We start from the raw sequence: 13766 nt of genomic DNA, 5'->3' as shown, positions 1-13766 counted from the left end.
CTGCCAATAAATCGGCCATCTGCCGCCATGGGCGGTCGACCAGCGTTACTTCGCGATAGCCCCAAACGAAATACGGCAGCTTGAACTGTTCGTCACCGACACGCTGTCGCGAACGATCCGCAGAGTCAGAATCCGTGAAACGACGCCACTTCTTCAATGGGTGCCTTAGGCATTTGCGGACGTCGCTTCGCCCATTCCGGGTCGCCATACCCCATCGCCATCGTGCAGACCACCATTTCCTCAGAACCGAGAGGCAGATTGGCGCGAATGACAGAGTGATAGCGCGAAAGGAACTCTTGGGTACACGTGTCGAGTTCACGTGCCTTCGCCGCGAGCATAATATTCTGGATGAACATGCCCAGATCCAGCCAGCTTCCTTTCTCGAGGCGTCGATCGATCGTAAAGATCAGGGCGACTGGCGCGTCGAAGAACCGGCAATTCCGCGCGGTATTTGCTGTCCGGGCTGCAACGTCTTCCGGGCCAATACCGAGCGAACCGAAGAAAACCGTGCCGAACTCACGTCGACGCGATGCGAACGGTTCGGGTAAAGCTTCTGGCAGGTAGCGATACTCGGACGAGTGATCGCCTGGCGAAGCTCTGTGCGCTGCACTGATCGCATTGATTAGTCGTTCTCTTGCACTGCCTGCCGTGACGTGGACGCGCCACGGTTGCACGTTCGCGCCCGTGGCCGCGTAACGTGCAGAATTAAGAATCCCCCGAACGATCGCAAGATCGACCTCGCGATTCAAATAAAATCGATTAGCAAATCGACTCATCATGATTTTCTCGAGTTCGGTGAATTCGTGAGTCGCTTCGATATCGTCAACGAACATATAGGTAGTCCTCCATTGGATCCTTGACAGGCTACATCGGCAGTTCGCGTCCAAGAAGTGCATTTTTCGGAACAGCCAAATGCACCACATGCAGTTTATTGTGCCCGCACGCGCCCGCTCCACCCTGCGCTCGCCGTCGCTACATTCCGCGCGGCGTCCGCCAACATCCTACGCAGCCATGTGTGTCCTTGATCTTGCGTGTGCCGCTCGTGCCAGATCATCTGCAGGGCGCGGGTCGTGGCCTTCCACGGCAATTCCGCCGCGTATACCGCGCCCGACTGGCTGAAAAGCCTTACGAGGGACGCCGGCACAATCGCAGCCGTTCGCGTCCCGGCTAGCAGACTCGGGATAGCCAGGAAATGAGGTTGGACGATCCTGATGTCCGGCCTTTTGCCAATCGATTCGAATGCAGCCATCAGAGCAGCGCGATCAAACATTTCGGTCCTGCGCGTCAGTCCCCGCTCGGATAAGAAACCATCGTCGGACCCCCCTGTAGACACAACTAGCAAGGGCAAGCTGGCGAACTCGCTCAAGCCAATTTTCCGCCCCGTGAGCGGGTGATCGGATGCGATAACCATCACGTCCCGCTCGTCGAACAACATCTGTTCGTGAATGCGGGGTGGCACGTTAGAAAACGAACCAAGCGCAATCTCGACCCGACCGACATCGATCTGCGCGGTCAAGTCGATCCTGGTCGCAGGCAAAAGCGTGACACCGGCCTGTGGTGCTGCGATCGACGTTGCACGGAAGAACTGCGGCAACACCACGGCGGTCAGGTAATCCGTCGCCGCGATGCAGAATTGTCGCTCCGTGCTACCAGGGTCGAACTGCTTCGGTCCGACCGCACGGTCGATGATGACGAGCGCATCTCGTACGAGCGGCGCCATTTCCAGCGCCCGGGCCGTGGGCTCCATCCCCGTGACCGTTCGCACGAACAAGTCATCGTTGAGAAATGCTCGCAGTCGTGACAGCGCATGACTGACTGCCGACGGACTTAGATTGATCGCTTCGCTTGCACGAAGAACGTTCCGCTCTCGGAGGATCGCGTCAAACACACGCAGCAAATTCAAATCGAGATTGGTCATCGCTATTGCTCTGCTTTTACGTCAGCAGGCCTATTCAAGGTCTATGCACGCTGCAAATGCCGTCAGGTCCGTCGTCGAAGTTCGGGAGTCAGCAGCGAACTGAAAATGACCGCAACTGACAGAAACAATCTGACGGAAAATTGATGAGTCTTTTCATGGTCATCGAGCTCTAATGGCAAATGGCTAGTTAAGAGGCGCGCCTTCTTGAAGGAAAGGATGTGCACGAGCAAACTCGTCCAGGGCGACGCAATTCTTTACAATTCGTTCGATGACCGGAATACCCTCGATTTTGATATCGAATGCCTTGGTAGCAAGACTCACGAGGCAAATATCCGCAATCGTTGGAGCGTCGCCATGGCAAAATCTGCCCGTTTCGGATTCCGTCGCCAGACGCCGTTCAACAGCTTGCAGATTGAATGTCAACCAGTGAATCTGCCACTCCTGCCACGCGGTTTCGTCGAATCCACCGGCTGACGTCAGATATTTTTTTATGCGCGGAGTCAGCAAAGGATTTACATCGGTGGCAAGCATGGCGGCGATGGATCGGACGCGTGCCCGTCCATGCAGATCGCTCGGAAGCAAAGGCGGGTTGGGAAATTTTTCATCGAGAAACTCCAGAATCGCAAGCGACTGCGTCAATGGCGGATACCCTTCTTCTATCAACGCAGGGACCGCCCCAAGCGAATTTATCGCGAGAAAATCGGGGTTTCGTTGCTCGTTCTTATCCAGATCGACGAAACGTTCCTGCGCGGTCAGACCTTTAAAATTCAGCGCGATGCGTACCCTATGTGTCGACGCGGTGCGCCAGAATGCGTAAAGCACGAAGTCGGCATATTTTGACATAACTGTCCTCGTTGATTAATAGTAGAGTGAAAATCGATACAACCATTGGCGCACTCGCCCGGCAGACGCCTTAGAGAAGAACACATAGAGGCGGTTTCAAAAAGACGTGAAAGGGGCTGTTAACTTCATGGGCATGCTGTTAACCTTGGTCGTCGTGACAACGAGGTCAAGGGGATGGACAAGCCAATCATTGACGACGAATTGTGGAAACGAATCGAACCCTTACTGCCACAGCCGAAGCCTCGACGCGATGAGTACCCAGGTCGAAAGCCAGTACCCGATCGCGCAGCATTGAGCGGAATTTTGTTTGTGTTGCACCCCGGGCTGCGTTGGCGCGATTTACACGTCGAAATGGGTTGCGGCTCTGGGGTGACCTGTTGGCGCCGCTTGCGCGACTGGCAAGAAGCAGGCGTCTGGGATCGATTGCACGAACTGCTGCTTGGGGAGTTACGTGCGCGGCCGATGATGTTTGCGCCAGCATTGCGGAGGCCGGTGACCACTGCGCTTTCCGCTGGCGCGATGCCGCCGGCGTGAGCGGGAACACCATTCGTCGTTGCTTCGCCTGCAACATCGACGTTGAGCTTTATCGTCAACGGCACGCCGTGCAGGATTTCTACCTTGTGAGGCGCACTTCGGAGCAAATCGTCTGCCCGGTTGGCGGTCTCGAGCGCCCCCATTCGGTCCGCATGGACGATGGCATTCAGTCGCGGGTTGACCGAGTCAATGCGCTGGTAGAAGGCCTGCAACACTTCCGCACAAGAGACAGAACCTGCGCGAACTTGGGCGGAGATGTCGACAGCGCTCCAACGCCAGATCTCGCTTGGCAGTGTGGTAGTCGATGCCCTGGCTTGTATGGAAATGTCGTTGTGCGTAGTTGACATGATTTATCTAGCTTTATGTTGTTGTGCAGATTGATCTGCAAGTAACTTCCAGCGTGCATCTCGATCGTACGGGGCCCGACATCGGGCCTCATTACCGTGAAATCGCATCACCGACGACGCGCATCATCGTGTCGTACGCGCTGCTCGGCGGCTGTTCGTAGCGGAGATCAGTGGCTTCAGGCGGAAGCGCCCTCCTCTTTGGCTCGACGCTTGCAAGTTGTAGGCTGTCGTTGCAAGCGAAGGCCATGTCCCGCAGAAGGCGAGCTTGCCGTCAACGAGTCGTGCTTCACATCGGCTTTAGAAGAAAGTGACGAGTGCTTGTATTCTTGCACTCGCTAACTATCCACACAACAGGGCAGTGGGATAAGGTATATCGAAATTCTTGATATCACTTGGAACAGAACTATGAGTACGCTCGATGCGGAATGGATTTGCGTTTTCGACGAGATATACAACACGCTGAGTGTCACGAACGCCGCGGACAAACTTGGCATGACCCAAGGCGCGGCCAGCACCGCGCTCAATCGACTGCGCGCCTATTACGGGGATCAGCTCTTCATCCGTACCTCACGCGGGATGCTGCCAACCCCACGCGCTGTCGCGCTGCACCCTGTGCTGCACCGGGTGCGCGAAGACCTGGAGATCGCCCGCACAGGTGCGCCTGTCTTCGACGCGGCCATTTCCCACCGTACATTCCGGCTGTGCATGACGGACCTTGGTGAAACATCTCTGCTTCCGCGGCTGCTCAACCGCCTGCAATCTCGCGCGCCTGGCATTTATATCGAAGCAGAGAAGATCAATTCCGACAGTCCTCGACGGCTGGAAGACGGCGCAGTCGACCTAGCGGTCGGTTACATGCCTCAACTCGATGCGGGCTTCTACCAACAATCCCTGTTCGAACAGGATTTCCAATGCATTGCGAGTCTTTCGCACCCGCGCATTGGAAAGCGACTTGGCAAGACGACCTACAGCACCGAACGGCACGTAGAAGTCTCCAACCCAGGGACAGGGCACACCGCGATGGTCGACAAGGCGCTCGCGTCTGCTGGTGTTACGCGCGACATTGCACTGCGAGTGCCAAGCTTTCTGGCGGTTGCTCAGATTGTGAGTGAAACAGAGCTTCTCGCGACCGTGCCACGCTATTACGCATTGGCCATGTTGTCCCGCGAAGCAATCCGTCATTTTGTGGTGCCGTACGATCTGCCGCGCTACACCGTAAAGCAACATTGGCATGCGCGTTACCATCGCGATCCCGGCAACGTCTGGCTGAGGCAAACCATTGCCGATCTTATGCCCTCTGCCGTGATGAGGTCACCCGTATGATCAGCCGTCGAAAAAATCCCATCTGCGACTTGGAGAGCCTTGCCTATAAGTTCCTCACGTTGCACTCACTTTCGGGTGTAAACCGACCGGGCGTGTGCCACGCACAAGTCGAGCGACCCAATATTGCGCAGCCACGCTTCTGCTTCAATTGCCATACGAAGCGTTTTAAGACTGAACTCACGTGCGCAGGTGCGGTTTGCCGGCGCACCGTACGCCACAGATACACCTACGCCGCGTCTGCGGCAGGGAAATCAAGCGTAGTGTCGTTGATACGGTTGAACAGGTTGGTGAAAGCAATGCTTGCTACCGCCATTGCGACGTCGACAATTTGCGCATCGGTGACACCAGCTTCTTTGACTGTCGCCACCATATCGGCGGGAACCGTGCCGCTGGTGCTGATTAGATGTAACGTGAACTTGGCCAACGCATCATTGCGCGCGTCGCCCGACGGCTGCGCTTGACGCAACGCCAGAATGCCTTCGCGGCCCAGACCTATTCTTTTTCCCATCACTGTGTGTGCCGCCAGACAATAGTCGCAGCCGGTAGTCTGGCTGACGACCAGTTTTACGGCTTCGATATCCATAGCGCTCAAGCTGCTTTTTTTGAGCGATGCTTCCAGGTTCAATAAGGCTTCCAGCGCAACCGGGCTGCTGCCGCCAATTCCAATATATGAATTGGGAACCTTTCCGACCGTACTTTTGACAGCGCTGAACAATTCGGCTGCACGACCTGTGGCTTCGGACAATGCGATCGTGTGGAGACGAGTCACAATGATTTCCTTTACTTATTACGTCGGTTGAAAAAAATCCGTGTCAATGTTTAGTTGCAGAGAGCGGGTATTTACGCTTCACATCACCGTATAGGTGCTCAACGCCTTCACTCTTGATAAACCAGCCGGTTGTTTGTCGGTAAGGACCACTGCATTTATCATCGCCGGCGCGGGGTGACAGGCCACGAGAGTTTGGCCGTTGATCTTTTCGCGCACCAATACACGCAGCGCAAATCAAGAGCTACCGTCGGCGTTATCAACATCAAAGGGTGCGATAAATAAGGACAGTGGTCGGCGGCATGCTCGGCCCGATTGAGTCGCAGCGACACTGTGATTGGTTCGAGCCAACACCTTCATGGTGGCGTTCTCGAATGCAATGTTGAGACGATCCGGCGCCGAAGAAAAGTTATCGGCACGCACCTATTTCACTATGCCCCCGGGGATTCAAGCACATACATGCCCTTTGATACGTTCAGTTTGAGTTACCATCAGCAAGCCACCGAACATAACCACGGTCCTTAGAGTTTTTTATTGCAGGCCGTCGTAGACCATCTTTGTGAATTGATTGCCGTTGAACACAAAATTTCCCCATTTGGCGTCGAAGGCAGCCGTGGGCTTCGCGGCAATAATTTCGTCCAGTGATTTTCCTTGCATCTTCAAGGCTGCGACGTTATTGCGTACCGCGAGCAACATGTCGCGGAATTCGATCAGTTGAGCGCGTGTACCCACTGCACCGTGGCCGGGGACGACGATGGTGTGGTCTGTCGTAAATGCCACAGCCTTGTTGGCCCATTGGATCGCCCCGTCGATGTTGCCACCATCTTCATTGTCGATATACGGAAAAATTCCGTTCCAGAAGGTGTCTCCCAACGCTAGCACATCGGCCTTTTTGAAGTAAACCCACAGATCACCGTCGGTATGGCCATGACCGAAGTTTTCCACTTCAATTTTCGTTCCTGCGAAGATGAAGGTCTTTTTATTATTGACAATCAGGGTCGGGCGCGCGCCTGCCGGCGCCGGATCGAAGGTCCAATTCCAGGCATTGACATGCGTGGTCTCTGTCAGATGCCTCAAGGTATTCTTGTGCGCAACGATGGTGGCGCCAGCCGCATGCATCCATGCATTGCCATCGGTATGGTCCCAATGCCAATGCGTGTTGACCACGTATTTCAGCGGTGCGGGACTGATCTTGTCGAGAGCGGCTTGCAGTTTTTCTTGCGATTTGCTAATGCCCGCGTCAACCAGAAACTTGCCTTCCGTGCCCGACAGGACGGTAATGTTGCCGCCGGAACCCATTAGCACGGTAATATTTCCGCGCAGGGGTTCCACGACGATTTCCGCGTCGGCACGGCGTAAATATCGGGCGCCCGCACCAGTATGAAAATAGTCGTTGGGCAAGGCGTCCTTTCCCGGCAAAAACTGACTGCCGGTTTCGGCGAAGGTTGCCGTAGAGGCCAACGGTGAGCCGGCAACAAGGGCGATCGATACAAACAACAGTTTGGAAAGTACGCCAGGTCTTTTGGTTAGCTTGACAATTGCATTCATGGTTATTCACTTCAGTTTAGCATACCGAATTATATGCATGTGTGCCGAGTATCAGCATAGCCGGTGAACTTCGATATTTAGAATCGTTGCGGAAATTTCTGCCAAATTGCGTCAGCTATTCTGCCAATAGGTGTAGGCGGCAATATGCATGGAGGCGAAGCGTCTGGTACGGGTCCTCAAGTCATTGAGGGCGTTGACCCGCGAAGGTCGCAGGCATGCGGTTTCTGGACGGGCAAGTTCGTCATCGTTCAGTGGGCAGACGCCGAACGAGGCGCGTAATGACGTCGCAAAATAGACAGGTTCACGACAACTGTGAACTGCCCGACCTCACTGAAGGCAGAGCCTGCGGCGTTGCCGCCGATGCGCCGTCAGCCAGCTACCGATCAATAGGGTCGAAAACAAGGCACCAGCAACGCAAACTCCTGACCAGGCCGCCTCGTAATAAGCCACACTAGCCGTGCCTGAACCGATTGCGCCGCCAAAGAAATAACAGGTCAGGTAAATGGTCGTGATTCGGCTCCGCGCGTCTGGAGCGAGTGCATAGATCACGCCCTGGTTGGAAATGTGCAAGCCCTGCACACCCACGTCCAAAAGCAGAACGCCAACTAGCAATAACGTCAGCGAGTGCGCGCCAAGGTAAATGAACACAAACGACACCAGAATCGCGCTGCTGAAAAGTCCAGTCGCACGATGCCCATGCCCGCGATCTGCCATACGACCCGCGGAGCCGGCCGCGAGCGCGCCGGCGGCACCGGCGAGACCAAACATCCCGATCCTGGCCTCGGAATAGTGGTACGGAGCAGCATTGAGAAGAAACGTCAGTGCGGTCCAGAAGATGCTGAAGCAGGCATAACCCAGAGCGCCATACAGCGAGCGCAGGCCGATCGTTGGGTGTTGGTTTAGTAGCGTCAGTAGAGACTGCAGCAGCTGACGATAGCGCCAGGGTTGATCACTTCTTCGGTCTTGCGGCAATGCTCGCACAAGGCACAAGGTCAGGAGCAGGATCAAAAATGCGGCGACACCATAAACGATGCGCCAGCCCGCCAATTGCGCGATGGTTCCGGAGGCTGTCCGCGCCAACAGGATGCCGAGAAGCAAACCGCTCATCACAATGCCCACTACGCGCCCACGCTCGTTGTCGGATGCGAGCGAAGCGGCGAACGGAACTTGCAACTGCGCGGCGCACGAGGTTACACCGAGTAGCATGCTTGCTGCAGCAAACAGTTTGAAGTCAGGGCTCAGAGCTACTGCAAGCAACGCGACCACCGTGAGCAGAAGCAAGGATACGATGAGTGTGCGCCGATTCAACACATCACCGAGTGGCACGATCAATAGCAAGCCACAAGCATAGCCGAGCTGGGTGAGCGTAACCAGGACGCCCAGCCGGGCCGGACTATAGCCGAAGGTACTCGCAATACCGGCCAATAGGGGCTGTGAATAGTAGATGTTCGCGATAATGACGCCGGAGGCAAGCGCAAACAGTAGCGTCAACCGTCTCGTCAGGTGAGGTGTCCGGGCAGACATGAATGTCCTTGTCACAAGTGGGGGCCGGGTCAGGTGTGGCGGCGATTCTCACGCATTGGAACGGCCTGGATGCGCTTCCGAAAGGCATTCTTTTGAAATTGAAGAAAACCATCGATTAGCTCTTGCACCGTCATCTCCTCAAGCCGGGGGGGTGACGAGATAGTGAAGTGATCTAGCTATAGCGTCCAAGATCGGTTTACTATTCAAACAATAAGCATTTCCTATAGCTGAGGCGTCATGCTACTTCGGCACATTCGCTACTTCCTGGCGGTCACCGAACATCAGGACTTCACGCGGGTGGCCGAAGCGCTGCACGTTTAACAGCCAACGCCGTCGCAACAGATCAAGCAGTTGGAACACGCGCTGGGTGCGCGGCGCCTGGACCGGCCGAGACGCACGATCCGGCTTACTCGTGCAGGCGAAGCTTATGTACGGTACGCCCGCCGTCCACTGCAGGATCTGGATGCCGGAAGGCGGGCCATTCATGATGTGCAGAGACTCATTCGCGGTGAGCTTCGATTGGAGATGACACCGTCGTAACGGCCTATCTGATCGGCCCGTTTGGTGGAGAGCTTCAACACGCGCTACCCGGGGATCAATCTCAGCGTTACGCAAATGAACCGCAATCGAATTGCGCCTCGAACGCGTGGCGGGTCGCGGTCACGAATGCTTCGATTGTTTGCGGCGCTTGCCCTGTCAGTTTTTCGACGACAACATCGTATGTGCCGGCGAAGATGCCGTTCAGGTAATCGAATAACTTCCAGGAAGTGCTGGATCAAGAACTCGGGCAGGCCGTACTGTTTCAGATGCTCCCGGTAATGCTCAATGCTCGTGGGCTATACATGGTTCTGATGTGATGGACGACTCCCTCCCTTCGGGGTAGGCATATGCCAAAGTGGAGAAGTCGTGACTTCCACGGCAAAGGAGCGTTCATCATGAAGATAGCGACCATTGGGCTGGATCTCGCAAAGACCTTATTCCAGGTTCATGGAGTGGACTCGCAGGGACATATCGTCGTACGCAAGCAACTGCACCGCACTGACGTATTGCCGTTTTTCGCGAAGCTTGAGCCGTGCGTGGTAGGCATGGAGGCATGTGGGTCATCGCATTATTGGGGCCGAGAACTCACGAAGCTCGGACACACAGTGCGCCTAATTGCCCCTCAGTTCGTCCGACCTTACGTAAAGAGCAACAAGACCGATGCGGCCGATGCGGCCGATGCCGAAGCGATCTGCGAGGCGGTAAGGCGACCGCACATGCGCTTTGTACCGATCAAGACGCAAGCGCAACAGGCGATGCTTTCACTGCATCGGGCGCGCGCCGGGTTGGTCAAATCGCGTACGGCATTGGCCAATCAAATCCGCGGCTTGCTGAGCGAGTTCGGTATCGTGCTGCCGCAGGGCATCAGACTGCTCGGGCAAAGGGCTATCGAAGCCCTGTCCAACCCCGAGCATGAGCTTTGCGACCCGTTCCGAACCTTGATCCAGTTACTGGTGGAGCACTTACGGGAACTGGGCAATAAGGCAGCTGAACTGGAGGGGCGCATCCGCGCGATGCATCGTACGGATGAGGCTGGACAACTTCTCGAAACAATACCCGGAGTTGGGCCACTCACCGCATCCGCGCTGGCCGCCTCAATCGGCAACCCTCGAGCCTTTCGCGACGGTCGCGAACTCGCTGCCTGGCTGGGTCTGGTCCCGCGTCAGCACTCCTCGGGCGGAAAGCCGCGCTTGCTAGGCATCAGCAAGCGCGGCGATACAGCACTAAGAACGCTTCTGATTCACGGTGCTCGCGCTGTTATTCGGATGGCAGCCACCAAGCCTGAGATGAATGATTCGTGGGTCATGAAATTGTGTCGACGTCGGCACAAAAACATCGCTGCCGTGGCGCTTGCAGCAAAAAACGCTCGAACGGCGTGGGCCCTGTTAATTCGGAAGCAGGTCTACCAGGTTAGCCACGTTCCCATACGATCTGGCGTGACAGTTTGACAGTTACGGGTTCTAACATCGGGTTAGCATTTACCTTCCAGAGGTTGCTTGAGCAGACTTCAATTCGATGACAAAACGGTCGGACCGTGGTGGGCCAAACCCGCTTTTCACCAAGGGCAATCAAGCCCGTGGCTCTGATGGGGTACCCATCCGCGGATATTCATCGTGGGCCTGCAGCGAGCGCTGCGAACCGAGCCCGGATACATGGCTGCAACCTCGACCCAATGCCAGAGATTCAGACTGCTTGACAACTGGGAGTCGTCCATACATGGTGCAAATAGCGGAGCTTGTCGAGCAAGTTGGTTTTTGTAGGATACCTAATTTATCTGCGAGGACCGCATTCCAAACCGCAGGCACAGTGAAATCCTTGAGCCGCTGTTGGGTGAGGCTAAATTGTCCTTTGCGAATGCTGTTGGAGGAAGCCGTTAAAAAGGCTGGGAGACGAGCGCACGAAAAGCTCGATGAAGACGTTGAATCCGGCGGTCGCCCGAGTGTTCAAACGCCTGCATTATCCGCTCGACGTGATTCTGACTTGCGTGCGCTGTGGGCAGCATCCCTTATGGACCCAATGAGTCGCATTGGTCGGCGGTCGACCAACGGGTTCCGGGAACCCACTGCATCTGCCCTTGGCGATCATATGCATGAATTCGATATCGCCAAGGAGATGCGGGCACAGCGAAAATCTTTGAACTCCGACGTGAGTCGTGCTTGTCGCTTGACCGCCCAATGGTCCTGTGATGGCTTCGAGCGCCGTGCGACTGGCGCCACTTTTGTCTATCGTCAACGCCTCAAGAACAATATGTTGCGCCGCACGGGTATCTACGGTCACCGCATTTTTTTGAAACGATCAAAAATCTGATTACCTGTAGAGGTGACGTCATTGACCCGTTCCCCGGGAAAGGGTGGTGTCCCTTCGATCTCGGTCGCCAAGCGTACAGTTACGCACTTCGGTGTACGCTGGCGCATCCTGGATCAGTCGCCATCTAAATCAGGATGTCCGCTGCTTTGGCGCAACAATTCCAGGACCCTCTCCTGACGCATAACTCCGCCCGAGACGATCACTTCGATTAAAGAGCGCCCGGATGCGTATGCGTTGCCAACAAGTGAGGCGGCGCACGCATATCCGATTTCCGCCTTCAGCGCTGGAGCGATCGCGGTCGACTCAAGCAGGTTGCGTTCGCTCACCTCCTGATTGGCTGTCATCGGCTGCACGCAATGCTCATCGAACGCCAATATCGCACGTTGCAACGTCGCTATCGCTTTGAACAGCGATACCGCGATGAGCGGCATGTAGTTATTCGTCTCAAGCTGTCCGCCGGCGGCAGCAAGCATGACGCTTTGATCGGCTCCCGCCACGAAGTAAGCAATTTGCGTCAGACCCATCGCGTGCACGGGATTGACTTTGCCGGGCATCATTGACGAGCCTGCCTGGCGCGGCGCCAATTGCAGTTCGCCGATTCCACCCGTCGGTCCGGAGCTAAGCAGCACGAGATCGTTCGCTACTTTCGCGAGCGACAACGCTACTGTTTTCACAGTAGAAGAAAGCGCTGCAAATGGATCCATATTCTGAACGGCATCGAAGAGGTCTTGACTTTGCGTGAGCGGGTGTCCAGACAGTTCCGCTAACGCTTCGGTCACCGCTTGCCGATATCCCCGATATGTCCCCAGGCCCGTTCCCACAGCAGTTGCTCCTAGCGCAATCTCGCGCATGGCAGGTAAATGCGCACGCAACGCCACAGACGTTCTTTCCGCAAGCGAGGCGTATCCACCGAACGCCTGGTCGAGCCGCATCGGCAAAGCATCTTGCAGACAGGTGCGGCCGATGCGGAGAATCCCATCGAACCGCTTCTGTTTTGTTCGCAGGCTGGCGGCCAATCCGTCAATTGTCGTGGCGAGTCCCTCTATCCTGGTAAGCAAAGCCAGCTTGACAGCGGTCAAGATCACATCACTGGTCGACTGCGCGTAGTTGACGTGATCAAGCGGATGCAGGAATTCGTATTGGCCGGGGCGATGCCCCATCAATTGAAGCCCCCGATTCGCCAGCACCTCGTTGATGTTCATGTTGATCGACGTTCCGCACGAGCCTTCCAGCGGATCGACGATCAGCGCATGCGCGTGCTTCTGGTCAGACAGTTCGAGACACGCCGAGACGATGGCCGCGCTTTGGTCGGCGCTCAACTTGCCATTACGCGCATTGACCTGTGCAATCACCATTTTCGTGCGTGCCAGCCACGCGACGAATTCCGGATAAGCAGAGAGCGTTTCTCCGGAGTAGGAAAAATTTACTTTGCCGCGCAGCGAGTGAATGCCGTACAGCGCATCCGTGGGCAGAGCGCATTCGCCCAGTGCATCGACTTCGATCCGTTGAGGTTCCATCATGTTGCCTTTCGATAGTTATCTGTATCAGCTCTCGAGCGATGCCTGGCTCGTTTCGGGTGCCCAAAGTGCGCAAGCCACGCCACCTATCGCGAGTACGGCCACGCATAGATACACCGCGGCTTGCCCGCCGTAGATCGTCACAATGCTCGGAAACAAAAAAGTCGTCACAGCGGACCCTATCCTGCTGGCGGCGACCGCGAAGCCAAGCGCAGTGGCACGGACCTCGGTCGAAAACAGTTCCTGCGGATAGAGAAAGCAGAGGTTGTTCGTACCGCTCAATACGCAGGCGAACGCCGCGAACAAGCCGACAATTGCGGCGCCCGGCAAGTGCGTGCCGAAAGACAGGATCGCAAGCAAAACGGCTGATATAAAGAAACCTCTCAGCAGGAAGGCGCGCCGGCTAATCCGGTCCACGATCATTGCGCCGGCCACCGTGCCTAATAGAAGGAAGACGTTGTAGATGAGTCCGGCGAGGAACTTGTCTTTGATATGCAGCGAGTCGAACACCATCGGTGAGAAAGTGCCTAACGAGAAGTACGGGATCACGAGACACATGTAGAAAAAACATGCGATGAAAAGCCGCATCCGCCATTTTC

At 55.9% G+C, this 13766-nt stretch carries 10 protein-coding genes and 5 pseudogenes; 5 read left to right on the top strand and 10 right to left on the bottom strand.

Annotation, left to right across the window (positions count from 1 at the left end):
- Positions 1-125 precede the first annotated feature (125 nt).
- From WCA53_RS08415 to maiA, 3 genes are all read right to left on the bottom strand, one after another.
- The gene (locus tag WCA53_RS08415) at positions 126-833 is read right to left on the bottom strand and encodes a nitroreductase (protein ID WP_423907911.1); all 708 of its coding nucleotides are present in this window, start codon (positions 831-833) and stop codon (positions 126-128) included.
- A gap of 95 nt (positions 834-928) precedes the next feature.
- Complete coding sequence (locus WCA53_RS08410; RefSeq protein ID WP_423907909.1) at positions 929-1918, bottom strand: LysR family transcriptional regulator; 990 nt, start codon at positions 1916-1918, stop codon at positions 929-931.
- 183 nt (positions 1919-2101) lie between these two features.
- Positions 2102-2761 carry a maleylacetoacetate isomerase gene (maiA, locus tag WCA53_RS08405; protein ID WP_423907907.1) on the bottom strand — a complete coding sequence of 220 codons (660 nt, stop codon included), beginning with the start codon at positions 2759-2761 and terminating at the stop codon, positions 2102-2104.
- Between the two features lie 174 nt (positions 2762-2935).
- Here maiA and WCA53_RS08400 point away from each other — a divergent pair.
- Positions 2936-3217: pseudogene (locus WCA53_RS08400) on the top strand (transposase); the annotation flags it as partial.
- Positions 3218-3246: 29 nt separating this feature from the next.
- Here the strand turns inward: WCA53_RS08400 and WCA53_RS08395 are convergent.
- Positions 3247-3642, bottom strand: a pseudogene (locus tag WCA53_RS08395) (amidase family protein); the annotation flags it as partial.
- Positions 3643-4047: 405 nt separating this feature from the next.
- Here WCA53_RS08395 and WCA53_RS08390 point away from each other — a divergent pair.
- Positions 4048-4965: a LysR family transcriptional regulator gene (locus WCA53_RS08390; RefSeq protein ID WP_423907905.1), complete on the top strand. Its 918-nt coding sequence runs from the start codon at positions 4048-4050 to the stop codon at positions 4963-4965.
- Between the two features lie 226 nt (positions 4966-5191).
- Here the strand turns inward: WCA53_RS08390 and WCA53_RS08385 are convergent, their stop codons facing one another.
- The 3 genes from WCA53_RS08385 to WCA53_RS08375 form a co-directional block, all read right to left on the bottom strand.
- Entirely contained in the window at positions 5192-5734 is a 543-nt protein-coding gene (locus WCA53_RS08385) for a carboxymuconolactone decarboxylase family protein (protein ID WP_423907902.1), read from the bottom strand.
- Positions 5735-6262: 528 nt separating this feature from the next.
- Positions 6263-7279, bottom strand: coding sequence for an MBL fold metallo-hydrolase (locus WCA53_RS08380; protein WP_423907899.1), 1017 nt, complete (start codon positions 7277-7279; stop codon positions 6263-6265).
- Between the two features lie 327 nt (positions 7280-7606).
- The gene (locus WCA53_RS08375; RefSeq protein WP_423907897.1) at positions 7607-8803 is read right to left on the bottom strand and encodes an MFS transporter; all 1197 of its coding nucleotides are present in this window, start codon (positions 8801-8803) and stop codon (positions 7607-7609) included.
- A 237-nt stretch (positions 8804-9040) separates the two neighbouring features.
- On the opposite strand from WCA53_RS08375, the pseudogene WCA53_RS08370 reads away from it, so the two are divergent.
- From WCA53_RS08370 to WCA53_RS08360, 3 genes and pseudogenes are all read left to right on the top strand, one after another.
- Positions 9041-9436, top strand: a pseudogene (locus tag WCA53_RS08370) (LysR family transcriptional regulator); the annotation flags it as partial.
- Between the two features lie 302 nt (positions 9437-9738).
- Entirely contained in the window at positions 9739-10791 is a 1053-nt protein-coding gene (locus WCA53_RS08365; RefSeq protein WP_423907895.1) for an IS110 family transposase, read from the top strand.
- Between the two features lie 461 nt (positions 10792-11252).
- A pseudogene (locus WCA53_RS08360) lies at positions 11253-11333 on the top strand (IS6 family transposase); the annotation flags it as partial.
- Here the strand turns inward: WCA53_RS08360 and WCA53_RS08355 are convergent.
- From WCA53_RS08355 to WCA53_RS08345, 3 genes and pseudogenes are all read right to left on the bottom strand, one after another.
- Positions 11300-11526: pseudogene (locus WCA53_RS08355) on the bottom strand (hypothetical protein); the annotation flags it as partial. The pseudogenes WCA53_RS08360 and WCA53_RS08355 overlap by 34 nt on opposite strands.
- A gap of 237 nt (positions 11527-11763) precedes the next feature.
- Positions 11764-13170 (bottom strand): lyase family protein, encoded by a 1407-nt coding sequence (locus WCA53_RS08350; RefSeq protein ID WP_423907893.1) that lies wholly within the window; start codon positions 13168-13170, stop codon positions 11764-11766.
- A 24-nt stretch (positions 13171-13194) separates the two neighbouring features.
- Positions 13195-13766 (bottom strand): MFS transporter (locus WCA53_RS08345; RefSeq protein WP_423907890.1); only part of this gene is annotated, 572 nt, incomplete at its 5' end.

This window comes from Caballeronia sp., assembly GCF_049581465.1.
GTDB lineage: Bacteria > Pseudomonadota > Gammaproteobacteria > Burkholderiales > Burkholderiaceae > Caballeronia.
This window is presented reverse-complemented; position numbering and strand designations above follow the sequence as displayed.

Excerpts from the sequence above, each read along its gene's own strand:
- WCA53_RS08380 (WP_423907899.1), bottom strand. The coding sequence starts at position 7,279 with ATGAATGCAATTGTCAAGCTAACCAAAAGACCTGGCGTACTTTCCAAA.
- WCA53_RS08410 (WP_423907909.1), bottom strand. The coding sequence starts at position 1,918 with ATGACCAATCTCGATTTGAATTTGCTGCGTGTGTTTGACGCGATCCTC.
- WCA53_RS08375 (WP_423907897.1), bottom strand. The coding sequence starts at position 8,803 with ATGTCTGCCCGGACACCTCACCTGACGAGACGGTTGACGCTACTGTTT.
- WCA53_RS08365 (WP_423907895.1), top strand. The coding sequence starts at position 9,739 with ATGAAGATAGCGACCATTGGGCTGGATCTCGCAAAGACCTTATTCCAG.
- WCA53_RS08390 (WP_423907905.1), top strand. The coding sequence starts at position 4,048 with ATGAGTACGCTCGATGCGGAATGGATTTGCGTTTTCGACGAGATATAC.
- WCA53_RS08350 (WP_423907893.1), bottom strand. The coding sequence starts at position 13,170 with ATGATGGAACCTCAACGGATCGAAGTCGATGCACTGGGCGAATGCGCT.
- maiA (WP_423907907.1), bottom strand. The coding sequence starts at position 2,761 with ATGTCAAAATATGCCGACTTCGTGCTTTACGCATTCTGGCGCACCGCG.
- WCA53_RS08415 (WP_423907911.1), bottom strand. The coding sequence starts at position 833 with ATGTTCGTTGACGATATCGAAGCGACTCACGAATTCACCGAACTCGAG.